This window comes from Stackebrandtia albiflava (assembly GCF_007994225.1).
In the GTDB taxonomy this organism is placed as follows: Bacteria; Actinomycetota; Actinomycetes; order Mycobacteriales; family Micromonosporaceae; genus Stackebrandtia; species Stackebrandtia albiflava.
Genome location: NZ_VLLL01000012.1, coordinates 96,191 through 120,627, shown reverse-complemented (window position 1 = coordinate 120,627; position 24,437 = coordinate 96,191). Strand labels below are relative to the sequence as shown.

26 protein-coding genes and 1 pseudogene are annotated in these 24,437 nt (G+C 69.9%); 14 read left to right on the top strand and 13 right to left on the bottom strand.

Annotation, left to right across the window (positions count from 1 at the left end):
• The first annotated feature begins 7 nt into the window (after positions 1-7).
• A complete protein-coding gene (locus LX16_RS25880) occupies positions 8-1,120 on the top strand; it encodes an ADP-ribosylglycohydrolase family protein (protein WP_147144595.1) in 1,113 nt (370 codons plus the stop codon).
• A 55-nt stretch (positions 1,121-1,175) separates the two neighbouring features.
• Here LX16_RS25880 and LX16_RS25875 read toward each other — a convergent pair whose 3' ends face one another.
• Complete coding sequence (locus tag LX16_RS25875; RefSeq protein WP_147144594.1) at positions 1,176-1,760, bottom strand: hypothetical protein; 585 nt, start codon at positions 1,758-1,760, stop codon at positions 1,176-1,178.
• Positions 1,761-1,808: 48 nt separating this feature from the next.
• Between LX16_RS25875 and LX16_RS25870 the strand changes: the two genes are divergently transcribed.
• Positions 1,809-2,249, top strand: a complete 441-nt coding sequence (locus LX16_RS25870; RefSeq protein WP_147144593.1) for a MarR family winged helix-turn-helix transcriptional regulator — start codon at positions 1,809-1,811, stop codon at positions 2,247-2,249.
• Positions 2,250-2,280: 31 nt separating this feature from the next.
• Here the strand turns inward: LX16_RS25870 and LX16_RS25865 are convergent, their stop codons facing one another.
• The gene (locus tag LX16_RS25865; protein WP_147144592.1) at positions 2,281-2,847 is read right to left on the bottom strand and encodes a DUF4232 domain-containing protein; all 567 of its coding nucleotides are present in this window, start codon (positions 2,845-2,847) and stop codon (positions 2,281-2,283) included.
• A 165-nt stretch (positions 2,848-3,012) separates the two neighbouring features.
• Here LX16_RS25865 and LX16_RS28345 point away from each other — a divergent pair, with 165 nt between their 5' ends.
• Positions 3,013-3,477, top strand: coding sequence for an META domain-containing protein (locus LX16_RS28345; RefSeq protein ID WP_147144611.1), 465 nt, complete (start codon positions 3,013-3,015; stop codon positions 3,475-3,477).
• Positions 3,478-3,543: 66 nt separating this feature from the next.
• On the opposite strand, the pseudogene LX16_RS28340 reads toward LX16_RS28345, so the two are convergent.
• The 10 genes and pseudogenes from LX16_RS28340 to LX16_RS26815 all read right to left on the bottom strand — a co-directional run.
• A pseudogene (locus LX16_RS28340) lies at positions 3,544-4,467 on the bottom strand (GNAT family N-acetyltransferase); the annotation flags it as partial.
• Positions 4,464-5,030, bottom strand: a complete 567-nt coding sequence (locus LX16_RS25850; protein WP_147144591.1) for a dihydrofolate reductase family protein — start codon at positions 5,028-5,030, stop codon at positions 4,464-4,466. The pseudogene LX16_RS28340 and the gene LX16_RS25850, both read right to left, overlap by 4 nt.
• Before the next feature lie 112 nt (positions 5,031-5,142).
• Positions 5,143-7,329, bottom strand: a complete 2,187-nt coding sequence (locus LX16_RS25845) for a (Fe-S)-binding protein (protein WP_147144590.1) — start codon at positions 7,327-7,329, stop codon at positions 5,143-5,145.
• Between the two features lie 279 nt (positions 7,330-7,608).
• Positions 7,609-8,625 (bottom strand): LacI family DNA-binding transcriptional regulator, encoded by a 1,017-nt coding sequence (locus LX16_RS25840; protein ID WP_147144589.1) that lies wholly within the window; start codon positions 8,623-8,625, stop codon positions 7,609-7,611.
• A 96-nt stretch (positions 8,626-8,721) separates the two neighbouring features.
• Complete coding sequence (locus LX16_RS25835; protein WP_147144588.1) at positions 8,722-10,137, bottom strand: GH1 family beta-glucosidase; 1,416 nt, start codon at positions 10,135-10,137, stop codon at positions 8,722-8,724.
• On the bottom strand, positions 10,134-10,994 hold the full coding sequence (locus tag LX16_RS25830) for a carbohydrate ABC transporter permease (RefSeq protein WP_147144587.1): 861 nt from the start codon (positions 10,992-10,994) through the stop codon (positions 10,134-10,136). The genes LX16_RS25835 and LX16_RS25830 overlap by 4 nt, the downstream gene beginning before the upstream one ends.
• Entirely contained in the window at positions 10,991-11,920 is a 930-nt protein-coding gene (locus tag LX16_RS25825; RefSeq protein ID WP_211354778.1) for a carbohydrate ABC transporter permease, read from the bottom strand. Before LX16_RS25825 ends, LX16_RS25830 begins: the two co-directional genes overlap by 4 nt.
• Before the next feature lie 87 nt (positions 11,921-12,007).
• Positions 12,008-13,330, bottom strand: a complete 1,323-nt coding sequence (locus tag LX16_RS25820; protein WP_147144585.1) for an extracellular solute-binding protein — start codon at positions 13,328-13,330, stop codon at positions 12,008-12,010.
• A gap of 317 nt (positions 13,331-13,647) precedes the next feature.
• A complete protein-coding gene (locus LX16_RS25815) occupies positions 13,648-14,433 on the bottom strand; it encodes a hypothetical protein (RefSeq protein WP_147144584.1) in 786 nt (261 codons plus the stop codon).
• A gap of 110 nt (positions 14,434-14,543) precedes the next feature.
• Positions 14,544-14,717, bottom strand: coding sequence for a hypothetical protein (locus tag LX16_RS26815; RefSeq protein WP_158645747.1), 174 nt, complete (start codon positions 14,715-14,717; stop codon positions 14,544-14,546).
• A 157-nt stretch (positions 14,718-14,874) separates the two neighbouring features.
• Between LX16_RS26815 and LX16_RS25810 the strand changes: the two genes are divergently transcribed.
• The 11 genes from LX16_RS25810 (at position 14,875) to rplI (ending at position 23,795) form a co-directional block, all read left to right on the top strand.
• Positions 14,875-15,192 (top strand): hypothetical protein, encoded by a 318-nt coding sequence (locus tag LX16_RS25810; RefSeq protein WP_147144583.1) that lies wholly within the window; start codon positions 14,875-14,877, stop codon positions 15,190-15,192.
• Positions 15,193-15,281: 89 nt separating this feature from the next.
• Positions 15,282-15,875, top strand: a complete 594-nt coding sequence (locus LX16_RS25805) for a TetR/AcrR family transcriptional regulator (protein ID WP_244615984.1) — start codon at positions 15,282-15,284, stop codon at positions 15,873-15,875.
• Between the two features lie 81 nt (positions 15,876-15,956).
• Positions 15,957-17,285, top strand: coding sequence for an acetyl-CoA carboxylase biotin carboxylase subunit (locus LX16_RS25800; protein WP_147144581.1), 1,329 nt, complete (start codon positions 15,957-15,959; stop codon positions 17,283-17,285).
• Positions 17,282-18,229 (top strand): hydroxymethylglutaryl-CoA lyase, encoded by a 948-nt coding sequence (locus LX16_RS25795; protein WP_147144580.1) that lies wholly within the window; start codon positions 17,282-17,284, stop codon positions 18,227-18,229. The genes LX16_RS25800 and LX16_RS25795 overlap by 4 nt, the downstream gene beginning before the upstream one ends.
• Positions 18,230-18,654: 425 nt before the next feature.
• Positions 18,655-19,686, top strand: a complete 1,032-nt coding sequence (locus LX16_RS25790; RefSeq protein WP_147144579.1) for a hypothetical protein — start codon at positions 18,655-18,657, stop codon at positions 19,684-19,686.
• Positions 19,687-19,977: 291 nt separating this feature from the next.
• Positions 19,978-20,781 (top strand): chaplin family protein, encoded by an 804-nt coding sequence (locus LX16_RS25785; protein WP_147144578.1) that lies wholly within the window; start codon positions 19,978-19,980, stop codon positions 20,779-20,781.
• 204 nt (positions 20,782-20,985) lie between these two features.
• Positions 20,986-21,849 (top strand): chaplin, encoded by an 864-nt coding sequence (locus tag LX16_RS25780; RefSeq protein WP_147144577.1) that lies wholly within the window; start codon positions 20,986-20,988, stop codon positions 21,847-21,849.
• 300 nt (positions 21,850-22,149) lie between these two features.
• On the top strand, positions 22,150-22,440 hold the full coding sequence (gene rpsF, locus LX16_RS25775) for a 30S ribosomal protein S6 (protein ID WP_147144576.1): 291 nt from the start codon (positions 22,150-22,152) through the stop codon (positions 22,438-22,440).
• 42 nt (positions 22,441-22,482) lie between these two features.
• Positions 22,483-22,971: a single-stranded DNA-binding protein gene (locus LX16_RS25770; RefSeq protein ID WP_147144575.1), complete on the top strand. Its 489-nt coding sequence runs from the start codon at positions 22,483-22,485 to the stop codon at positions 22,969-22,971.
• Positions 22,972-23,096: 125 nt separating this feature from the next.
• On the top strand, positions 23,097-23,336 hold the full coding sequence (gene rpsR, locus LX16_RS25765; RefSeq protein ID WP_147144574.1) for a 30S ribosomal protein S18: 240 nt from the start codon (positions 23,097-23,099) through the stop codon (positions 23,334-23,336).
• A gap of 9 nt (positions 23,337-23,345) precedes the next feature.
• Complete coding sequence (gene rplI / locus LX16_RS25760) at positions 23,346-23,795, top strand: 50S ribosomal protein L9 (RefSeq protein ID WP_147144573.1); 450 nt, start codon at positions 23,346-23,348, stop codon at positions 23,793-23,795.
• A gap of 68 nt (positions 23,796-23,863) precedes the next feature.
• On the opposite strand, the gene LX16_RS25755 is transcribed toward rplI, so the two are convergent.
• Complete coding sequence (locus LX16_RS25755) at positions 23,864-24,232, bottom strand: hypothetical protein (RefSeq protein WP_147144572.1); 369 nt, start codon at positions 24,230-24,232, stop codon at positions 23,864-23,866.
• Positions 24,233-24,437 lie beyond the last annotated feature (205 nt).

Genomic DNA, 24,437 nt, shown 5'->3' with positions numbered 1-24,437 from the left:
AATCGGTATGGATCACTCTGATGTCGAAGCCGCGGTGTTCGCGAGTCGCGTGACGGGTTGCCTGTTGGCGGGTGCCGTCGGTGACGCGCTCGGCGGGCCCGTCGAATTCTCCACCCTGTTCGGTCTGCGCCGCCAGTACGGCGACGCGGGGATCACCGATCTCGAACGCACCGCGTCGATCACCGACGACACCCAGATGACTTTGTTCACAGTAGAGGGACTGATTCGGCACAGGGTGCGGATACCCGGCCGGTCGGCCGGAAGCGTGGAACGGGCGGTGAGTCGCGCGTTGTACCGCTGGCGGGAGACCCAGAACCACGGCTCACCGGCCGACGTGGCTCCCGGTGAGCACCGGGACGGCTGGTTGCTGAGCCGGGAGTGGCTGTACCGGCGGCGCGCCCCCGGGCAGGCTTGCCTGTCCGGTGTGGAGCGACGCCTGTCGCACTTCGCCGAGTGGGGACGGTCCGGTGAGATCAACCCCGAGTCCAAGGGCTGCGGCACCGTGATGCGGTCCGCGCCGTTCGGGTTGTACGCGGTGGACGCGCCCACCGCGTTCGAGTTGGCGGCCCGTTGTGCCCAGTACACCCACGGCCACCCGACGGGCTACCTCGCCGCGGGGGCGTTCGCGGCGTTGATCCACCACGTCGGCCGCGGCGTGGAGTTGACGCCCGCCGTCTCCCTCACCCTGGACCTGTTGAGCGGCTACCCCGGCGGCGACGAGACCGCCGAGGCGCTGCGGGGTGCGCTCGCGTTGGCGGAACAGGGTTCCCCGACGGCCGAGAAGGTGGAGTTGTTGGGCGGCGGTTGGGTCGCCGAGGAGGCGCTCGCCATCGCGGTGTACTGCGCCTCGACCGCCACCGGAGCCGGGGCGGTCAGGATGCGGCGGGCGCTGCTGTCGTCGGTGAACCACTCCGGGGACTCCGACTCCACCGGTGCGATGTGCGGCAACCTGATGGGCGCACTGCTCGGCGCGGAGGCGATCCCCGGCGACTGGCTCGCCCGACTGGAACACCGCGACGAGATCGGCGCGCTCGCGGCCGACTTCGTGCTGTCGCTGCGCGACGGTGGCGTCCTGTCCCGTGGCCTCGCGGCGTGGCAGTCCCGTTATCCGGGCGCCTGAAGGCGGTCGTCCGGTGCCACGGCTCGCGGGCCGTCTCCCGCGAGCCGTGGCGGTGTCAACCCCGGGCGGGCCGTTCGGTGCCGTCGCCCGGGGTCGTGGCGGGTGCGGTGGAGGGCGGCGCGGCGGTGGCCCGCATCATGGCCACGCCGACGCCGATCATCCAGATGAACGTCATGGCGATCACGGTGGGGTTTTTGGCGGCGACGACCACCGCCGTGACCGTGTCCCGGTCGTCGGCGGGGACGAGTGTGGCGATGGCGGTGTTGGGTAGCAGGTCCAGTACGACGAAGGCGGCGGCCAGGACGACGAACTGGGTGAGGAAGGCGACGAGGTGCCGGTCGATGAAGTCGGTGAGCAGTCGCCACCGCCGCCGCACCGTCAGCGGGCGCAGCAGTGGGTCGCCTCGGAACGCCAGCCGTAGCAGCAGCCACACCAGGACGACGCGGGTGCCTTCGGCGACGACCTCGGTGCCGACGGCGAGGGGGGCGCCGACCCGGTCGCCTTCGGAGACCAACCAGAATCGTTGCACCGAGGGGATGAGGGAGACGCCGACGACGAGCGGGAGATGGCGGACGTAGAAGCGCAGTGCCCAGTTGAAGGCGGATCCGGCGATCCGGAGTCCGTGAAGTGACTCGGTCATAAGTTCATTATAGTGAATAGTTCAAAGAACTGAAATATTGGAGGTGTCATGACCCCGGACCCGGCCACCGTGGGCAGGGAGTTCAGCACGGCGGTGGTGATGTTCCATGACGCCGTCGCGGACCGGCTCGGCCTGTCGGCCGTCGACCACAAGGCACTCGGGGTCGTCATGCGGGACGGACCGATCACCGCCAGCCGGCTCGCCGCGGAACTGCGGATGAAACCGAGCGCCGTCACCGGCCTGGTGGATCGACTGGTCGCCGCCGGATACGTCGGCAGGACACCGGACCCCACCGACCGCCGCCGCGTACTGATCTCGGCGCACGCCGGACGACGCCCCGACCTGGGCGCCGTGTTCGGGCGGCTCGGTGCGGCCATGGCGGAACTCGCCGCCGACTACCGGCCGGAGGAGCTGGCGGTGATCCTCGACTACCTCGGCAGGGCCACCACGGTCATGCGGGAACAGACCGCACGCCTCCACCAGGAGTGACCCGTCTCCGCAGGCCGGTGGACCGGTGTCCTCAACCGGCCGCCGGCGCCCACGCGGTCACGTCGATCTCACCGGTGTTCCCCAGGTCCAACGGCGACTCCGGAGTCACCACCCGACCGGTCGCCCCCGGCGTCGCCGCCACGTCCAGGAACGCGCCCTCCAGGATCTCCGACCCGTCGACCGTCGTGACGGTGTTGCGCCACAGGATCACCGATTCGGCGGACTCGCCCGGCCGCACCGTCAACGGCGCCGGATCGGGCGCCTCTATCGCCGTGGTCCCCTCGTTGACGGTGACGTCCAGCGGGTTCCGGGCCGCGTCCAGCACCGTCACGGTGGGGAAGCCGTCGAGTGCGACGTCCTCGGTGCCGCAGTTGTACAACGTGATCGCCATGCCCCGCTGGCCCGTGGCCGCGTCGATCGGACCCGGCGTGATCTCCACGCCGTCCCGGCACTCCGGTGCCGCCGACTCGGACGCCTGATCCGAGGGCCGGCTCTCGTTCCCGGACGCGGCCGGGTCGGAACCCCCACACCCGGCGACGGCCAGCGCCAGTCCCAGCAGGAGGACCGGTGTCGTTCTCGGGGCGGCTGATCTGCGCATGAGGCGAGCGTGTCACGTGACCCCCGTCGGCCGCGCCGAAGGGTGCGGCGCTGTCGCGTGCCGCACGGCGCGTCACGGCCCCGGCGGCGGTCACGGCGGCGCCGCACGAGGTGACCCACGGTGACTCACCGGGAACCGCTACGGCCCGTGCCGCGTCATACCCGCATGAGGAGAATCTGGAGCGTGGTGACCGCCGTGGCGCTGCCCGCGGCGCTGGCGGGCTGCACCGCCGCGGCGGCCGAGACCCACCGTCCCGCCGAAGACGGCGCCGCCGACGCCGTCGCCGACGGCGAAGCCCTGTGGGGCCGCAGTTTCGTCGCGCAACGGGTCACCGGCGACGCCGAGACCGAGAGCCTGCTCGCGGGGACCGAGTTCACCGTCTCGTTCGACGACGGGTCCATCGGCGCGGTCGCCGACTGCAACCACATGGGCGGGACCGTGGAACCGGACGGTGGACGCCTGGCCGTGACCGAGCTGTTCAGTACCGAGATGGCCTGCGAGGAGCCGGCCATGGCCGTGGACACGTGGCTCATCGGATTCCTGGAGTCCGCGCCCGAGTACACCCTCGACGGGGACACGCTCACCCTGACCAGTGAGGGCGTCACGGTCGAACTCACCGAGTCCCCGTGACGCCGCGCCCGGTAACCAGGTCAACTGGTATTCGTGGACGATCCGGTCGAGCCGGAAACCCAACCGGTCGTTGACGGCGCGCATGTGCCGGTTCTGTTCGGCGTTGTCGGTGACCAACCGGGTCACACCCGGGAACTCGGAGGCCAGGTCCCGCACCATGTGCGCCTTCATGCGGAACCCGAGACCGTGGCCGCGGTGCTCGGGAACCACGACGGTGTCGTACTGCTGGGCCACCGTGCCCTCCGGTGACACCACCACCTCGGTGTAACCGGCGACGGAGTCGCCCTTGACCGCCGCCACGGTCAACAGGACGTCACCGCGGGCGGCGATGACCTCCGCCATCCTCACGATCCTGTCGACGTCCCATCCGACCGTCCCGTAGTCCATGTCGCCGACCGGCATGTCGTTCATGGCGTTCTTGGCGGTGACGAACCCGGCCCGCCACTGCGCCGGAGCCACCCCACGCCACCGCACCAGGTCGTAACCGGCGTGGTCGTCCCCCTCCGCGTCGAACCGGTCGTCGTCGCGGGTCTCGGCCAGGTCCAGCGACAGCATGTGGAGGGTGAGCATGCGGTCGAATCCGTGCCGGCGGTGGAACGCCTCGGCCGGGCCGCCGTCCGCCACCTCGGTGATCACGCTGCGGCGGCCGTCCGCCCGCGCGGCGGCCGTGATCTCCTCCAGCAGCCGGCTTCCGGTGCCGTGTCGCCGGTGCGCCGGATCCACGACCAGTTCGAGTTCGGCCAGGTGTGCCTGTCCTTCGGAGTCGAACAACCGCAGCCCGGCCGCGCCGACGAGCTCCCCGGACTCGTCCACCGCGAGCCGGTACACGCGCCGTGAGTCCAGCGAGGTGCCGGTGAGCCGGTGGTGCAGCCGCTCGGCGGTGGGGACCGGCGCGGCGGGTGTGTCGGTGGCCGACGCGGCGGCGAGGATCCGGTGCCAGCGGGCCGTGTCGGCGGTGTCGAGTCGTTCCGGTGCTTGGATGTGGATCACGTGAGCGAGTACTCCTGGATCAGGTGGCCGCCGGCGAGCCGCTCGGTGCCGGTCGATGTCAGGTGCCGGGGCGTGAAACCGCCGCCGAACACCGGCACGCCCGTGCCCGCGACGACCGGGTACACCTTGAACACCAGCCGGTCGATCTCGGAGACGAGCGCCGCCGCGAGTGTGCCGCCGCCGGCGAGCCAGATGTCGCCGCCCGGTTCCGACTTCCACCGCCTCACCGCCGCGACCGGGTCGGCCACCACGGTGACGGCCGGGTCCCCGACGCCCGCCCGGGACGTCGCGACGTACTGCCGCAGGTGCGGGTACGGGCTCGTGACGCCCTGTTCCACACCGAGCCGGTACGTGGTGTGGCCCATGATGACCGTGTCGAAGTGGCGGTTGGGGGCGTCCGCGACGCCCATCGCCTCCCGGGCGGGGGCCGGCAGCGTCTCCGGGTACTCGGTGGTCACGAACTCCACCAACTCCGGGGTCACCGCGAAGTGGTCGAGTGAGCCGTCGGGGGCGGCGATGAAGCCGTCGGCGGTCACGCCGACGAAGTACACGAGCGAACGCACGGTGGATCCTCTCGTCGGCCCTCGCCGAGCCGGACGCGGGCTTCGGCGTGGTGCGGGCCGGTCAGGGGCGACTTCGGACGGTGCGGGGCCGGCCGGCCCCGCACGGGGCGGGTCAGCCTTTCACACTGCGAAGCAGCACCTGCGCCACGTCCACCACTTCGACGTCCTCGCCACTGCCGATGGCGTTCACGCCGTCGGTGATCATCGTGGAGCAGAACGGGCACCCGACCGCGACGGTCTTGGCGCCGGTGTCGACGGCCTCCCGGCTGCGGTTGACGTTGATGCGGGTGCCCAGCTTCTCCTCCATCCACATGCGCGCGCCACCGGCGCCGCAGCAGAAGGAGCGTTCCGAGTTGCGGGGCATCTCGGTGAGGCCGCCCTCGGCGACCGCGCCCAGCACCTCGCGCGGCGGCGTGAACACCCGGTTGTGACGGCCCAGGTAGCACGGGTCGTGGTAGGTGAGGCCGCCGTCGACGCGGTTGACGGGTGTGAGGCGGCCCTCGGAGACCAGTTCGGCGAGCAGCTGGGTGTGGTGGACGACCTCGTAGTGGCCGCCGAGCTGGCCGTACTCGTTGCCGAGGGTGTTGAGGCAGTGCGGGCAGGTCGCGACGATCTTGGTCGCGCCCGCCTCGTTGAGGGCCTCGACGTTCTGCTCGGCCAGCATGCTGAACAGGAACTCGTTCCCGGCGCGGCGAGCCGGGTCGCCGGTGCAGGTCTCGCCGGTCCCGAGGATCGCGAACTTCACCCCGGCCTCGTGCAGCAGGGTCGCGACCGCGCGGGTCGTCTTCTGCGCCTTGTCGTCGAACGCCCCCGCGCAGCCGACCCAGAACAGGTACTCCCATTCGGTCCCGGCCTTGTCGACGGTCTGCACCTCGAAGTCGAGGCCCTTGGTCCAGTCGGTGCGGGTGTTGGGGTTGGCGCCCCACGGGTTGCCCTTGTTCTCCAGGTTCCGCATGAGGGTCTGCGCCTCGGCGGGGAACGCGGACTCGATCATCACCTGGTGCCGCCGCATGTCGACGATGTGGTCGACGTGTTCGATGTCGACCGGGCACTGTTCGACGCACGCGCCGCAGGTGGTGCACGACCACAGGACGTCGGGGTGGATGACGTCGCCGACCAGTGACCTCTCCGCCTCGTCCTTGGCGGCCTGCGGTACGCCGGCGAGCTGTTCCTCGGTCGCCTTCTCCTCGCCGAGCGGGTTCTTGCCGCCGCCGGCCATCAGGTACGGCGACTTCGCGTACAGGTGGTCCCGGAGGTCCATGATCAGCAGCTTCGGGGACAGCGGCTTGTCGGTGTTCCACGCGGGGCACTGCGACTGGCACCGGCCGCACTCGGTGCAGGTGGTGAAGTCGAGCAGGCCCTTCCAGCTGAACTGTTCGACCTGTCCGACACCGAACGGGTCGGTCTCGGGGTCGGCCTTCTCGAAGTCGATGGGTTCGCCCTCGACCAGGATCGGCTTGACGGCACCCAGCGCCGGGCCGCCCTGCGGGTCGCGTTTGAGGAAGATGTTGAAGAACGCGGTGAGCCGGTGCCAGCCCAGTCCCATCGTGATGTTGAGAGCCAGGATCAGGAAGAACGCCCACGACACGGCGATCTTCACCAGCGCGACGACCGAGACGGTGGTCAGCAGGGCACTCGCCGAGACGCCCTCGAACAACGCGGCGACGGCGTGCGACCCGGGGGAGGTCCACACGGGTGTGTCGAGCTCCCCGGCGGCGATCTTCATACCGCGCAGCGTCAGGCCCAACAGGACGATGGCCAGGATGGTGGCCTCGATGTAGAAGCCCTGCCACTGGTTGGAGCGCTCGAAGCGGCTGGTGCTGGTGCGGCTGGGCGCGGGTGAGATCTCGGTGTTCTCGGGAAGCGCGGGCGCCGGGTTGCCCTTCGGCTGGTTCCGCATCCGGATGACGAACAGGGTGATGATGCCGAGCGCACCGGTGATGCTGATGACGTCGCTGAACAGCAGCCACACCGACCAGTGCCCGATGAGGGGGATGGAGGCGGCGGGGTCGACGACCTCGAAGTACGCCTCGACGAGCACGAGGAACAGGCCGATGAACGCCACGAAGACGAACCAGTGCGCGGCGCCGACCAGTCTCCACTTGAGCATCTTGGTGTGCCCGACGGTCTCCTTGAGGGTGTTGAGGAGACGCGGGCCGACCCGTTCGGCGCGGCCCGGTTCGGGCGCTCCCAGCCGGATCACGGCGAGCATCCGCAGCGCGGTCCGTGTCACCAGTACGAGGGCCACGACGGTGATCACCGCGGCCAGGATGGTGGTGACCACCTGAACGACACCCATCCGGCACTCCTTCGCTCGGCCGACCGATATTACTCACCGGTAGCTTAGCGGGCCGACGGTGAGCCTGTATCACCCTACGACGCATCGGCATCACGTGGACCGCTCTGCGCCACGCTTCACAGCCTCCCCCATACCCGCCTCGGGTGGTCGGAAGCCCGCCTTGGGTGGGCGTAGGCCCGCCTTGGGTGGTTGGAGGCCCGCCGGAATCCGGACATCCGGGTTTATTCGAGGCACGTCGATGGGCCCCAGCCCACCCAAGGCGAAGTGGGGAGGACGAGGTCACGCCGAGGCGCGGACCACCAGTCGCGTCGGCAGGATCGTCGTCGGCGGGTCGGGCGGTCCGCCCCGGATCGCCGCCACCAGCAGCCGCGCCATCTCACGGCCCATCGCCTCCACCGGCTGATGCACCGTCGTCAACGCCGGAACCATGTGCCCGGCCATCGTCGAGTCGTCGAAACCGATCACCGCGACGTCCTCCGGGACCCGGCGGTCACGTTCCCGCAACGCCCGGATCGCGCCGAACGCCATCGGATCGGAGGCCGCGAACACCGCGTCCACGTCCGGGACGGCGTCGAGCAGTTCCCGGGTCGCGGCCAGGCCGCTCGCCTCCGAGAAGTCACCGGCGACGATCAACGCGGGGTCCTCGGCGATACCGGCGGTGCGCAGCGTCTCACGGTAACCGGCGAGCCGGTCCCGCCCCACCGACATGTCCTGCGGCCCGGTGATCGTGGCGATCCGGGTCCTGCCCTGTGCCACCAGGTACCGCACCGCCTCCCGCGCACCACCCCGGTTGTCGCTGTCGACGTACGGGACCTCCAGCCCGGTGACCGGCGCCCCGCACAGCACGATCGGCAGGCCGGAGTCCCGCAGGTGGGCGGGCATCGGATCGTCACCGTGCAGCGAGATCAACAGGGCGCCGTCGACGTGCTTGCCCAGCAGGTACGGTTCCAGCCGCTCCCGTTCCTGCCGGGACGACGCCATGGTCAGCATCAGGCGCAGCCCCGCCTCGTCCAACTGCTTGGAGATTCCCCGGATGACCCCGGCGAAGTACGGCTCACCCCACAGGCGGTCCGCCGACTCCGAGATCACCAGCGCCACCGTGTCGGTGCGGCGGGTGACCAGGGTGCGGGCGGCCTGGTTGGGGACGTAGCCGAGTTCCGCGATCGCGCGGTTGACGGCCTCCCGGGCACGCTGGCTCACCTGGGAGGACCCGTTGATGACCCGGGAGACGGTGCCACGACCGACTCCGGCACGGGCCGCGACCATGTCGAGCGTCGGCGCGGCGGACGATTCCATACCTCAGATACCTCTCGAACCACCGCGGCGCGCCGGACGGCACACCACGGTGGTCCGAGCCTACGTAACCCGGGCGACCGCGTGACGTCCCGGCCGTCAGCCGTCGAGCCGGCCGGACACGAAGTCGGCGTACCAGCGTCCGCTGTCCTTGACGGTGCGGCGCTGCGTGTCGTAGTCGACGTGGACGATCCCGAACCGCTTCGTGTAACCCCAGGCCCACTCGAAGTTGTCCAGCAGCGACCACGTGAAGTAGCCGCGCAGCGGTACGTCCGCCTCGACGGCCTCCTGACAGGCCGCCAGGTGGTCGCGCAGGTAGGCGAGCCGTTCCGGGTCGTGCACCGCGCCGTCCTCGGAGACGACGTCGTCGAAGGCCGAGCCGTTCTCGGTCACCACGAGCGGGACACCCGGGTAGTCCCGCGACAGCCGCACCAGGATGTCCCGCAGTCCGCCCGGGTCGATCTCCCAGTTCATGCCGGTGACGGGGAGTCCGCTCCCCACGAAGCCGATGTGGGAGTTGCCAGGCCACGCCGAGTCGACGTCGGTGGGCGCCGCCGACGCCGAGGTGCTGCCGGAACCGGCGGCGGTCACGGTGAACCGGCTGTAGTAGTTGACGCAGAGGGTGTCCACGGGGCTTCCGATGACGTCGAGGTCGCCGGGCCGGATCACCGACAGGTCGGCGACGGCCGACAGGTCGTCGAGCACGTCGGCCGGGTACTCGCCGCGCAGTACCGCGTCGGTGAAGAACCGGTTCTGCATGCCGTCGATCCGGCGGACCGCGTCGGCGTCGGCCTCGGAGTCGCCCGCCTGGTGCACGGGGTAGAAGTTCAGGCCCACACCGATCCTGCTGTCGGACCGTTGCGCCCGCATCGCCCGGACGGCCAGGCCGTGACCGAGCATGAGGTGGTGTGCCGCGGCCACCGAGGCGGCCGGGTCGCGACGTCCGGGCGCGTGTTCCCCGGACGCGTAGCCGAGGAACGCGGCGCACCACGGCTCGTTCACGGTGATCCACTCCTGGACCCGGTCGCCGAGCGCGTCGTGGACGACCTGCGCGAAGTCGGCGAACCGGTGGGCGGTGTCGCGGTGCGGCCAGCCTCCGGCGTCCTCCAGGGCCTGCGGCAGGTCCCAGTGGTACAGCGTGATCCAGGGGGTGATGCCGGCGTCGCGCAGGGTGTCCACGAGCCGCCGGTAGTAGTCGAGTCCCGCGTTGTTGAGTTTCGTGTCGCCGTCGGGCTGGATGCGCGGCCACGACACCGAGAACCGGTAGTCGGTCAGGCCGAGCCGCTTCATGACCTCGACGTCCTCCGGGTACCGGTGGTAGGAGTCGACCGCGACGTCGCCCGTACCGCCGTCGACCACCCTGCCTGGCGTGTGGGCGAAGGTGTCCCAGATCGACCTGCCCCTGCCGCCCTCGTCGGCGGCGCCCTCGATCTGGTAGGCGGATGTCGCCGCCCCCCAGGCGAAGTCGGCCGGGAACGCTCCCACTCGGAGGTTCGTGCGTGTCGATCCAGTCATGACTTAACCGCGCCTTCCATGAGCCCGCCCACGATCTGGCGGCCGAATGCGATGAAGATTATCACCAGGGGCACAATGGACAGTAGTGTCCCGGTGAAGATCATTGAGTAGTCGGAACCGTAGTTGGTGTCGGACAGGCCCCGGATCGCCACCTGGATCGTCGGATTGTCCGGCCGCAGGATGATCAACGGCCACAGGAACTCGTTCCAGTTCTGCATGAACGTCAACAACGCCAACACCGCCATACCGGGCCGCACCGCCGGCAGCACCACCCGCCAGTAGACCGTCCACGTGGACGCGCCGTCCATCCGCGCCGCCTCCACCAACTCGTCCGGCACCGCCTGCAACGTGTACTGCCGCATCAGGAAGATCCCGAAACCGTTCACCAGGAACGGCAGGATCACCGCCTGCATGGTGTTGGTCCAGTCCAACTCGATCATCATGATGTACAGCGGCACCACACCGACGTGCTGCAACGGCACCATCATCGTCAACAGTACCGACACCAGCAGCACCGTCCTGCCGCGAAACCGCAGCTTGGCGAACGCGAAGCCCGCCATCGTGGAGATCAGCACGACCGCCACCGTCACCGAACCCGCCACGACGAACGAGTTCCCCAACCCGACGAGCAGATGCGCCGAGTCGTCGGCCAGCGCCCGCGAGATGTTCTCACCCAGGTTGCCGCCCGGCAGCAGCGGCGGCGGAACGGCCGTGGCGTCGGAGACGGTCCGCGACGCGATCACCACCATCCAGTACAGCGGCCACACCGACAGCAGCAGGGCGAAGCCCAGCGTCACCCGCGTCAGTACGGTGGCGTCCCACAGCCGCACACCGCCACGCGATCCGGCCCGCGTCATCGGTCACCTCGAATCCGGTTGGTGAACAGGTAGTTGACCGCCGCGACGATCAGGATGAACATGAACAACAGCCACGCCGCCGCGGCGGCCAGGCCGTAGTTGTTGCGTTCCCGGAACGCCTGGATGATGTAGAGGCCGATCGTCTGGAACTGCCCGGCGGCGCCGCCGTCGTACCGGCCGGAACCGAACATCAGCGGCTCGGCGAACAGCATCATCCCGCCCATCGTGGATATGAAGACCACGAAGATGATGACCGGCCGCAACTGGGGCACCGTGATCTGCCAGAACTGCCTGCGCGGCGAGGCGCCGTCGATCGCGGCGGCCTCGTACAGGTCGCGCGGGATGGTCTGCATGGCGGCCAGGAAGATGATCGCGTTGTAACCGGTCCAGCGCCAGTCCACCATCGCCGAGATCGCCAGCCACGACGGCAGCTTCTCCGACTGCCACTGGACCGGGTCGAGTCCGACGGTCTCCAGCAGCCAGTTCACCATCCCGTACTGCGGGCTGAACAGTTGACTGAAGACGATGGCCACCGCCACGACCGACGTCACCATCGGCAGCAGGATGCCCATCCGGTACAGCAGCCGGCCGCGCATCCGCTTGTTCAGGGCGTTTGCCAGCAGGATCGCCAGCACCAGTTGCGGGATCGTCGCCATCACGAACATGCCGAGGGTGTTCCCGGTGGCGTTCCAGAACCCGGCGTTGGTCAGCAGGAAGCCGTAGTTGTCGAAGCCGATGAACTCCTTGTCGCCGGCGAGCCGCCAACTGTGCAGCGACACCCACAACGTGAACCCGAGCGGGAACAGCCCGAAGACGGCGAACAGCAGGAAGTACGGGGATATCAACAGGTACGGCATGGCCTTGAGGTCGAACCGCGCCCGGATTCCCGGTCGCCGGTTCGCGCCGTGCGCGGCCTTGGGCGTCATGTGAGGTCCTTTGCGAGTCGAACGGGGTCGGGCGCCCCGGTGGCCGGCCATGTCGGAGGACATGACCGGCCACCGGTCCGTACGGGGTCACATGCTGGTGTCGACGACCTCCTGGCCGGCGGCCACGAAGGAGTCCCACGCCTCGTCGGGATCGGTGGAGCCCTCCACCATCCCGAACAGCACGTCCTCGACGGCGGCGCGCACGGCGGAGTGCAACTCGCCGTAGAACACCGGTTGGAACCCGGCGACCGACTCGGCGAAGATCCGGCCGGACGGCGCGTCGTTGAAGTACGGGTTGGTCATGTCGGCCACCGTCGGCTCGGCCTGGGCCTCGGGCGAACTCGGGAAGTTGCTGACCGCCTCGAACGCGGCGACCTGTGCCTCGGGGCTGGTCAGGTAACTGGCCAGCGCGGCGGCCTCCTCGGGGTGCTTGCTCTGCGTCGGCACACCGAGCCAGGAGCCGCCCCAGTTGCCGCTGCCACCGGGCACCGTCGCGACGTCCCAGTTGCCAGCGTTCTCGTCACCGGAGGTGTCGGCGATGACGCCGAGCATCCACGCGGGGCAGCCCATGGTGGCGAAGCCACCGGCCTGCATGGCCTGCTTCCACTCGTCGGACCAGTTCTGGAACTGGCCGACGGCGCCCTTCTCGGACAGTTCGGCGACGTAGTCGAACGCCGTGCGCACGGCGGGGCTCTCCGCCAGCGCGTATTCGCCCTCACGGTCGAAGTAGCTGATGCCGTCTCCGGCGCCGGCCTCCTGGACCATGCGGATGTTGTAGAGCTGGTTGGGGCTGTCGACGAAGGCGGCGTCGACACCGGAGGCGACGAACTCCTCGGCGACCTCGGTGAAGCCGTCCCAGTCGGGCCACAGCGCGCTGACCTCTTCGCGGTCGGTGGGCAGGCCCGCCGCCTCGAACAGGTCGGTGCGGTAGCACATCGCCATGCCCCCGACGTCGGTGCCGAGGGCGGCGAGCTTGCCCTCGGGGGTGTGCCCGAGTTCCCACTTCCAGTCGGTGTAGTCCGACTTGCGGGAGTCGAGCCCGTACTCGGCCAGGTCCACCCAGTACTCCGACATGGCCATCATCTGGCCGACGCCCTGCTCCTCGATACCCACCACGTCGCCGGCGCCGTCACCGGCGTCGAGCTGCTGGATGAGGTTGGGGCGGAACTCGTTGTCGTAGTCGTCGGTGACGATCTGGTAGTCGACCTTGATGCCGGGGTTGTCCTTCTCGTACTGCGCGATCAGGTCCTCGTATCCGAATCCGGCACCGCCGAAGACCTGCACGGTCAGCACGATGTTGCCGTCGGCGTCGAGGCCGTCATCGGAGTTGCCGCACGCGGTGAGCGCCATGGTGGCGACCGCGGCGGCGGCCAGCGCGGCGCTCGTGCCGCGACGTCGGATGAGTGTCATTGCTCGTCTCTCTTCGGGTCTGGCCAGGTGCGCCGGTGGCCGGGTGGGTGGGGGCGTTCGGTCCCGGGGAGGCGGGGACGGTGGGGCCGTCCCCGCCGCATCGGCGTTCACCGATGTATGGGAGCGCTCCCAGTAACGTAACCCGCGTCACGCCCACGGTCAATGCCGATGTCGGCAACGGTTATGAATCCGTAACCTGCGCGAATTGACAAATGTGGATGTAACGGGTGGTATCGGACGACTCCGGTAACCGCCTCGTCGTAATCGGTCGAACGCGACCCGTCGCCGATGCTGGGAGCGCTTCCAGGCCGACCCCTTCAGTCCGGGAGACCGGTCCGCTGATTGTGGCGGCCCGCGATGAGTTCCTGGAGACGGATCTTCGCCTTGATGAGCGGCCTGCGGATCCGCACCTCACGCCAGACGGCCCGGGCCAGCTTGCGCTGCCCGCGCCGGCCCCGCCGGTAACGCCAGCGCGCCCACGGCGAGCCCGGCCTGGCCAGCCGGATCGCACCGATGTAGATCAGCGGCCACAGGAACAGGCCGAGCAGGCCCGTCCAGATCTTGCCCTTGAGCAGCGTGACGACCGCCAGGGCGAGGTTCAGGACGGTGAACGCCAGGCCCCACAGGATGGGGTGCGACGGCGCGTAGGCGGACTCGGCGAGGTCGAAGTCCTCGATGCCGATGGGCCGCAGCCCCAGCAACAGCAGGCCGGTCACCGCGACCGCCACGAACACCGCGTCGATGGACGTACGGCCGGTCTCGGTCCAGTACACGTCACGCAGGTGCAGGATGAGCGCGAACTCGTCGAGGACGAGGGCCGCGCCGACGCCGAACACGGCGGCCGCGGCGGCCCGCCCCGCGGTCAGCTCGTCGGGCACCACCATCTGGGCGACGCCGCCGACGAGCAGGAACACCACGCCGAACACCACGTGGTGGATGTGCAGTCCGCCGGGCGTGATGTTCCCGGGCCACCAGCGCACCTGCGCCCGGATCAGCCTCACCGACAGCCGGATGAATCCGAAGCCGCACACCATCGCGGTGAAGAAGCAGAACAACGGCAGGCGGCCGGTGTCCACGATGCGTTCCTGAAACCACCAGCCCACCCGTCGATAGTGCTTGATTCACGCGCCGTTCGCCGGGCCTTGACGGCGGTGGGCTCGATGACGTCAGTGCGACGTCGTTGCCCTCGGCCGGGGCGTGGCCGGGCGGGACTTCACCGGTGCACGGCCATCAGGCTGCGGGACAGCTCCGCCCGGCTGTGACGGTAGGCGTCGGCCTGGCGCCGCTGTTCATGGCGGTAGGAGTCGAGGTGTGCCGCCGCCCGTCGCTCACGGGCTTCGCGGACCGTCGCACTGACGCGGATGAACGTCTCTTTGATGTAGGTCATGACATCAGTATGACGTCATGATGCCGAAGGTGCAAGTCGGGGGTCCACGAAGGTGAGATCGTTACCTGACCGTGACCGTTTCCAACCGGTCCCTACGCCGTTACTTAGGACGGAGGGTCATATATCCATGCAGCTGACACGGACACAACAACCACGCATGCACAGCGCATACACCCGGCAGAACCCGCCGTCGTACGAACCACCCGCCGGCGTCGAGGAGACGATCGGCTGGCAGCTCGCCGCCCAGACGTGGCGCGAACACCTGCCCGACGACCTGTTGGGCCTCGAATGCGAGACCTGCCACCGGACCTGGCCGTGTGACGCCTGGGAGATCGCCGAGGATCTGCTGAACGGCTCCCGCGCCTACGCCGCCCACGACGGTCCGGACGGCCCCGAGCAGGAGGACGACCTGCTCCCCATCACACCGGTGTTCACCACCTCGACCCCCGCCATCCCCAGACACCGCGCCGGCTGACCCGCCACCTCCCGCGCGGACACCGTGACCAGGTCCCATCACCTGGGCGTGAGACCGGTGCCCGCCCGGATTTGGCTAGTGTGGGGAAGGTGAACCCCAACCTCGTCCGCCGAAGCCGCCGCGAGGAGATCCTCGACCTCGCGGTGGAACTGTTCGCCGCGCGCGGCTACCACGGTGTCTCCATGGACGACATCGGCGCACGGGCCCACATCACCGGACCCGCCCTCTACCACCACTTCAAGGGCGGCAAGGAGGCGATGCTGGCCGAGGCGCTCACACCGGTGAGCCAACGGCTGCTCGACGGCGGTCGCGAACACGTCGCCAGACACCGCGACGACCCACGCGCCGCGGTCCGCGCCCTGGTCGCCTTCCACGTCGACTTCGCCCTCACCTCCCCGGCAGTCATCGCCGTCCAACTGCACGAACTCGACCGGCTGCCCGACGAACCGCGCCGGGAGATCCGCCGGCTGCAACGCGCCTACGTGGAGGAGTGGGTCGGAGTGCTCCGTCGGCTGCGCCCCGAACTCACCGCGGAGTCCGCCCGGGTCCTGGCGCACGCGGCGTTCGGCCTCATGAACTCCACCCCCTTCCTCAACCGGGAGATCCCCGGCGAACGCGACCAGGTCGCCGCGCTGCTGACCGATGCCGCGCTCGCGGCCCTGGACCCACGGCACCGTGGCTAGCCCGAGCCTGGAATCCCGGTTCCCGGCCACACACCGGCCGCGCCACCTGAACGATCGTTCAGGTGGCGCTATGCTCAAGCCATGTTCGACAGCCTGCTGATCGCCAACCGCGGAGAGATCGCCCGCCGCATCGGGCGCACCGCCCGGTCCATGGGCATCCGCACTATCGCCGTCCACTCAGACATCGACGCCGACCTGCCACACGTCACCGAAGCCGACCAGGCCGTCAACCTCGGTGCCGCCGAACCCGCCGCCTCCTACCTCAACACCGAGGCCATCCTCGCCGCCGCCGCCCAGACCGGCGCCAAGGCCATCCATCCCGGATACGGCTTCCTGTCGGAGAAACCGGCGTTCGCGCAGGCCGTGGTCGACGCCGGCATCACCTGGGTCGGGCCGTCACCGGAGGCCATCGAGGCCATGGGCGACAAGGTCAACGCCCGCAACCTCATGGCCCGCCACGGCGTACCCGTCGCACCCGGAGCCTCCGAACCCGTCCACGACGCCGCCGCGGCACAGGCCGTCGCCGAGACCGTCGGCTACCCCGTGATGGTCAAGGCCGCCGCGGGCGGCGGCGGCATGGGGATGGCCGTCGCCGAGGACGCCGCCGCACTCGCCGAACAGACCACCCGCATCAGCGGATTCGCGCAACGGCTCTTCGGCTCCGGCGACGTACTCATCGAGCGCTACTACCCCCGGGTCCGCCACATCGAGGTCCAGATCCTCGGACTGCCCGACGGCCGGATCATCGCCCTCGGCGAACGGGAGTGCTCCGTCCAACGACGCCACCAGAAACTCGTCGAGGAGACGCCGTCACCCGCGCTCGACGACAAGAGCCGCGCCGACATCCTCGCCGCCTCCCGCCGCGCCGGTGAGGCCGTCGGATACCTCGGCGCCGGAACCGTCGAGTACCTGTTCGACGCCGACACCGGCGGCTTCTTCTTCCTGGAGATGAACACCCGCCTCCAGGTCGAACACCCCATCACCGAGGCCGTCCACGGCATCGACCTGGTCGAGGCGCAACTGCGGATCGCCGCGGGCGAGGAGATCGAGGAACCGGGCGCACCCGTCGGCCACGCCGTCGAACTGCGCATCAACGCCGAGGACCCCAAGCGCTTCCTGCCCGGCCCCGGCGCGATCACCGCCTGGCGGGAACCCGTCGGCGAGGGCATCCGCGTGGACGCCGGATACCTGGCAGGCACCGAGGTCCCCAGGCACTACGACTCCCTGATGGCCAAACTCGTCGCCCACGGTGCCGACCGCGACGAGGCCATCCGCCGCGCCGCCGAGGCCGTGGCCGGCTTCGAGATCACCGGCCCCAAGTCGAACCTCGCCTTCCACGCCGAACTCCTCGCCAACCCCGAGTTCACCTCCGGTGAGTACGACACCGGCATCGTGGGGAGGATGCGATGACCGCCGTCCCGGCCGGCGACTGGCCCCGGCGCAGGTCGGCCCTGCCGGAGCGGGTATCCATCCGTGAGGTGGGGCCGCGCGACGGCCTGCAGAGCGAGGACCCCGTACCGGCCGCCGACAAGGTGCGACTCATCGACGCCCTGTCGCGGACCGGGCTGTCCCGGATCGAGGCGGTCAGTTACGTCCATCCCAAGGCGATACCGCAGATGGCCGACGCCGACGAGGTGTGGTCGGCGGTCGACAGGCGACCGGGCGTGCGCTACTCGGCGCTGGCCCCCAACCGCAAGGGGGCCGAACGCGCGCTCGACGCCGGTTTCACCGAGATCGAGGTCGTGGTGTCGGCCTCCGACACCCACAACCGCCACAACGTGCGACGCGGTACCGACGAGTCGCTCGACGACATCGCGGAACTGATCACCGTCCTCCACGACCGCGGCGCGACCGTGGAGGTCATCGTCGCCACGAGCTTCGGGTGCCCCTACGAGGGCGACGTCCCGGTGAGCAGGGTCGCGGGCATCATCGACCGGGTGGTCGCCGACGGAGCCGACCGCATCGCCTTCGGCGACACCACGGGCATGGCCACGCCGCGCCGGGTCGCGGAACTGCTCGACGCGGTCCGGGGCGGTCACCCCGACGTCGACCTGCTGCTGCACTTCCACAACACGCGCGGCACCGCGTTGGCCAACGTGCTCACCGCGATGGACTACGGCGTCACCGAGTTCGACTCCAGCGTCGGTGGACTGGGCGGTTGCCCGTACGCGCCGGGCGCCAGCGGCAACCTCGCCACCGAGGAACTGGTGCACATGCTCGACGACATGGGTGTCGAGACCGGTGTCGACCTCGACGCGTTGCTGGAGGTCGCGGAGCTGGCCGAGCGGCTGGTGGGCCGCACGCTCCCCAGCGGGGTGCTGCGGGCCGGTCCCCGCTCCCGGCTGTCCGGCTGACCGATCCCCGAACGCCCTCGGTGCCCCGCGCGCGCCGGGGGCGTTCGGCGTGTCACGGCACCCACCGGCGTCCACTGTGATACCTCAAAGGACGGACATTCCGCGTCGTCGTGCGGTGCGGCAACGGGCTGAAGAATTGACCTATCAGAATCTTCCCTGATCAGGATGCGAGTGCCCCACGGCCTCCGTCGTCCCCCGGTAAAAAACCGGGCGGCTCCCGTAACCGCTTCATCACCGGAGCGTTTTCCCAAGTGGTTGCCGCGAACGTGACGGCTCGGCCACGGTCGACGCCGCCGCCTTCGTGAGCGCGGTAGACACGACCATCACCACCTTGTGGAGGAACCGTGAGGGTGCTCAACCGGAAGCCTCGCGACTGCCGTCGCGCTGCCCGGTCGCGCCAGCCGCACACCGCCACGGTCCGCAGGGTGGTGATGCTGCTCGGTCTCGCCGGCGCCGCCTGGCTCGCCGGAACCACCGCCGCGTACGCCGATCACTCCGCAGATGGTGGGATCGGCATACCGCCGTCACCCGTCCTCACCCCGGTGCCCGGTCAGTGGACCGCCGCACCAGAGCAGGCCGCGCTGGTCCCAGAAAGCCAGCTGGAGTCGGCCACCGCACCGATCACCGATGAGACGGACGACGGCCCGCAGCACCACCGGCCGGACGGCGGCGCGGATCCGCGTCACGCTCCGGACGCCGATCCGGCGAGGCTCGCCGGTGAAGGCGACGTGCTGCCGAAGACCACGAGTGAGCTGTTCACGCCCCACGGTGTGACCGGCGGTCACCGGACCGGCACCGGAGACGGCGGGATACTCGCCGTGGCCCGGCCGGTCACGGACTCACTCACCAGCATGACGAACCCGGACGCGCCACCGCGACCGTCGGTCGCCACGCCGGTCAATGGGCGGCCGGCGGACACCGCGGTACCCGTGGTGTCCACGCTCACCGGGTTCACCCACCACGCCACGGCCGTGGCGGCTCCGGTGGGGACCATGCTCATGCCGGCCGCGCCGCACCCCGGTTCCGGGGCGGCGGAGGGGAATCCGCCGACCGGCTCGGCCGGCGCGGATCCGACCGCACCGCACACGGGTGCCGGTACGCCGGCATCGGATCGTCACCGGCCCACCGAGACCTCCGCCGTCGCCGAGCGGGTGCAGGCCGTGGGCCACACGGACGACGACCCGGGACGACGGCCCGAACCGACCGGAGACACGGTGCCACGTGACTCCGCACCCGGGCCGATCCGCGACGTGGCGTTCCCCGATCCAGGGATCGCCGCCACGGGAGGCAGCGCGACCGGGGGATACCCCGCCGGCTGCTCCCCGTACGACAGTGGGGCCGGACGCGGCGCGTGCGACCACACTGACCGTGACGCGCAGGTGTCACGCGTCACGCCGACGACGGCCACGGTGGACCTCCCCGATCATGTGGAGGATCCGGCCGTCTCACCTGATTAATCGGTAACCGCCGGCGACGAACGCATCGCGTCTCCAACGCGATCCGCGGGCCCGGGCATCTCGACACAGGCCCGGTGGCGGTTCACCCGACCGCGCAGGCACAGCGCGCGCCACCACCTGAAGAGACTTCGCCCGAACTGAACGATCAGACAGTTCCACAACGGCACACCTGCGACAACCAGCCAGGTGGACCGGGTCTATCCGGCAGACCTCTCGCATTGAAGCCGCAATGTCGTGAGTCGGAGATGCCACGCCAAGCAAGACCGAGAAACAGAGAGGCAACGAAAGCAAATGTCCAAGCGCGTTCTGCGTAATGTGTCGGTGGTCGGTGCGATGGCCGCCGGCGCCATCCTGGCGGCCGGGGGGGCCGCCCAGGCCGCACCCGACGTGACCAGCGTCGGCAACAACGGAATCCTCAACGGCAACCAGGCCGTCGTCCCGATCCAGGTCCCGATCAACGTCTGCGGCAACGCCGTCGCCGTGCTCGGTGTCGCCGGTGCCGGCTGTGACGGCGGGGCCTCCGCCGACATGGGCCACGGCGGCCGCCACGAGTCCGGCGCCCTGGGCGACATGGTGAGCGCCGGCAACAACGGCATTGCCAACGGCAACCAGGTGCAGGCGCCGATCCAGGTCCCGGTCAACGTCTGCGGCAACGCCGTGGGCGCACTGATCGGTGTCGCCGGTGCGGGCTGTGACGGCGGTGCCGACGCGGACCTCGGCCACGGCGGTCACGACCGTGAGGGCGGAAAGGTCACCGAGGCGAAGAACACCGCGCTGACCGCCGGCAACCAGGGCATCGGCAACGGCAACCAGCTCATCGCGCCGATCCAGGTGCCGGTCAACGTCTGCGGTAACGCGATCGCGGTGCTCGGTGTCGCCGGTGCGGGCTGCGACGGCGGCGCCGACGCCGACCTCGGCCACCACGCCGCGCCCGACATGGTGAGTGCCGGCAACAACGGAATCCTGAACGGAAACCAGGCCTTCGTGCCGATCCAGGTGCCCGTCGACATCAGCGGCAACGCGATCGCGGTCGCCGGTGTGGCCGGTGCGGGCAGCACCGGTGGCGCCGACGCCGACCTCGGCCCGTCCCGCTGAACGGCCACCGGCCGGTGAACCACACCGGCCGGTCCTCGCCGGAGGCACCGACAAATGCCTCATTGACGGCGTGGTAACCGGAGGTGCCGCCGTCGCGGTCCTACCACGACGGCGGCACCACCGCCCACGCCGGCACGTGAACGCGGCCGACGGCCGCGCGAGAGATCTCACACGCAACGAGAACCTGAGGAAGGTAAGTACTCAATGAACAAGACGTGGGCCCGCCGCACCGCACAGACCGGTGCCATCGCCGCCGGGATCATCCTGTTCGCCGGTGGAGCCGCCTCCGCCGCCGAGGACATGGTGACCGCCGGCAACAACGGCATCGCCAACGGCAACCAGGTCAACGCGCCGATCCAGGTGCCGATCAACTTCTGCGGCAACGCGATCGCGGTCCTCGGCGTCGCCGGTGCCGGCTGCGACGGCGGAGCCACCGCCGAGAACTCCGGCACCTCGACCGACATGGTCAGCGCCGGAAACCACGGTATCGGCAACGGCAACCAGGTCAACGCGCCGATCCAGGTCCCGATCAACATCTGCGGCAACGCGATCGCGGTCCTCGGTGTCGCCGGTGCCGGCTGCGACGGCGGAGCGTCCGCCGACATGAACGGCCACGACCACCACCGGGGCCACCACGGCACCGAGTCGCAGCGCAGCCCCGAACTGCTCACCGGCACGCTGCCCGGTACCGACGCGGTGACCCAGATGGCGGGACAGGCCACCAAGACCCTGCCGCTGCCCGTCGGCGGCGACGCGGTCGGCAACCTGACCGGCAGCCTGCCGACCCAGGGCGTCACGAACAACCTGTCCGGCGGAAGCCAGTCGCCCGCCGACGCCGCCGCGATGGGCTCGCAGGCGGCGGCCGACGCCAAGGTCGGCAAGAGCCGGGAGAACGGCGGCAACGACGGCACCGACATGGTCAGCGCCGGCAACCGGGGCATCCTCAACGGCACCCAGATCAACCTGCCGGTGCAGGTGCCCGTCGACGTCAGTGGCAACGCGATCGCGGTCGCCGGAATCGCGGGTGCGGGCAGCACCGGCGGCTCCAGCGCCTGGATGAACGGCTGACGACCGGTCGACGCGGCCGTAACGGCCCGAACCGACCGGAGACACCCGGCGTGACACGCCGGCGACATGACACCGGCACCCTGCACGGGGCGAGCCGCCAGACGGCGGCTCGCCCCGTCGGCGTTCACGCGCCCGATGTCACACCCGCCGCCTAGCCTGACCTGGTACGGCAATTCGGTACCCCACCGGCCACCAGGTAGTCTTATCCGTCGGCCGTCGCCAGACGCGACGACCACACAGTGAGACCCTCCTGCCGCGGAACGACCGCGGCCGACCTAGACCACAGGAGGTGGAAGAGTCTTGCGCCACTACGAAGTCATGGTGATCATCGATCCCGACCTGGAAGAACGCCAGGTGACCCCGTCGCTGGAGACGTTCCTGAACGTCATCCGGGAATCGGGCGGATCCGTCGAGAAACTCGACGTGTGGGGTCGCCGTCGCCTCGCCTACGAGATCAACAAGAAGAGCGAAGGCATCTACGCCGTCATCGACCTGCAGTCGGAACCGGCCGCGGTCGCCGAGCTTGAACGGCAGATGCGACTGAACGAGTCGATCATGCGAACCAAGGTGCTGCGTCCCGAACTGCGCTAACAGCCCTCCGGCATCCGCCGGAACAAGCCAGAAGGAGAGGTCATGGCAGGCGAAACTGTCATCACCGTCATCGGCAACCTGACCGAGGACCCTGAGCTGCGCTACACCTCCTCCGGTGCGGCGGTGGCCAAGTTCCGGGTCGCTTCGACTCCGCGGACGTTCGACAAGGCGTCCGGTGAATGGCGTGACGGCGAGGCCCTGTTCCTCAGCTGCAACGCCTGGCGCCAGCTCGCCGAGAACGTCGCGGAGACCCTGTCCCGCGGCAGCAGGGTCATCGTGCAGGGACGGCTGCGTCAGCGGTCCTACGAGACCCGCGAGGGCGAGAAGCGCACCGTCTTCGAGATGGAGGTCGACGAGGTCGGCCCCAGCCTGCGGTACGCCACCGCCAAGGTGCAGAAGGTGTCCCGCTCCGGCGGAGGCGGCGGAGGCCGCCCCGGCGGCGGTGGGATGTCCGACGACCCGTGGGCCACGGCGACCCCGGCTCCGGCCGGTGGATCGTCCGGCGGCTTCGACGACGAACCGCCGTTCTAGCGGACACCCGACCGGCGTCGGCGGCGACAGCCGCCCGGACCAGGGCCGGAGACCGTCCCGACGGCGACACACGCTCTTCGCGCCGGCGCCCCACGCGCCGCGCGCAGTATTGAAAGGCAAGACACATGGCAAAGGCTGCGCCCGTACGCAAGCCGAAGAAGAAGTCGAACCCGCTCGACAAAGAGGGCATCACCTACATCGACTTCAAGGACACCGCGCTGCTGCGCAAGTTCATCTCCGACCGCGGCAAGATCCGGGCCCGCCGGGTCACCGGGGTCACCGCCCAGCAGCAGCGGCAGATCGCCCGCGCGGTCAAGAACGCCCGCGAGATGGCGCTGCTGCCCTACACCAGCCAGTCGCGATAGGAGGCCGGTATGAAGATCATCCTCACCCAGGAAGTCTCCGGCCTCGGATCGCCCGGCGACATCGTCGAGGTCAAGAACGGCTACGGCCGTAACTACCTGCTCCCGCAGGGTTACGCCATCGCCTGGACCAAGGGCGGCGAGAAGCAGGTCCAGACGATCAAGCGCGCCCGCGCCGCACGGGACGTCCGCGACGCCGGACACGCCCAGGAGATCCGTCAACAGCTCGACGCCGTGAAGGTGCGCATCACCGCGCGCGCCGGAACCGGTGGCCGCCTGTTCGGCTCCATCACCCCGGCCGAGGTCGCCGACGCCGTCGTGGCGGCCGGCGGACCCAAGCTGGACCGTCGCCGCCTCGAACTGCCCGGCCACATCAAGTCGGTCGGTTCCTACAAGGTGTCGATCAAGCTGCACCCCGAGGTGCACGCCACGTTCAACCTGGACGTGGCCGCCGCCAAGTAAGGCACCACGGCACGCCACGCGGGCCGGCCCGGGATCTCCCGGACCGGCCCGCGTCGCCGTATCCGGGCTCAACCGATGTCGTAGCCGACGCTGCGCAGGATCGCCGTCGTCAGCCCCGCGCCCAGGATCGCCGCCGCCGTCCCGGTGGCACCGGCACGCCACCCCACGGCGGGAAGCCGCAACAGCACCGCGATGAGCAGGCTCAACGCCAGCGACGGGAACGCCCACGGCAACGCCCCCGACAGGCCCCGCACCAACTGCCCGAACCGGCCGCACACCTCCGCTCCACACCGGTCACCGCCGAAACTGAACACCCACGCCGCGTACAACACCACCGGCAGCAGGTACCACGCCACGGTCGCCAGCAGAGTGGGTGCGAAAGCCCGCTCGCCGGTGGCGTCCTCCGCGTCGTCGGGGCGGCGGTCCGTCTCGGTCACGACGTACCCTCCCGTCCGGTGCCGCGGCGGCGCGCGTCGGTGGGTCTCACGGTCACGGTGTCGGGCTCTCTCGTCACGGGTGGTTTCGTCCAGTCTGCGGTGAATTCCACCCCGCCGGTATCCTCCGAGCGGCCCGGTCGGCGACGCACAGCGAGATTACTTTCGTCCACAGCCTGTGGATAACGAAACGGCTGCTCAACGCCGG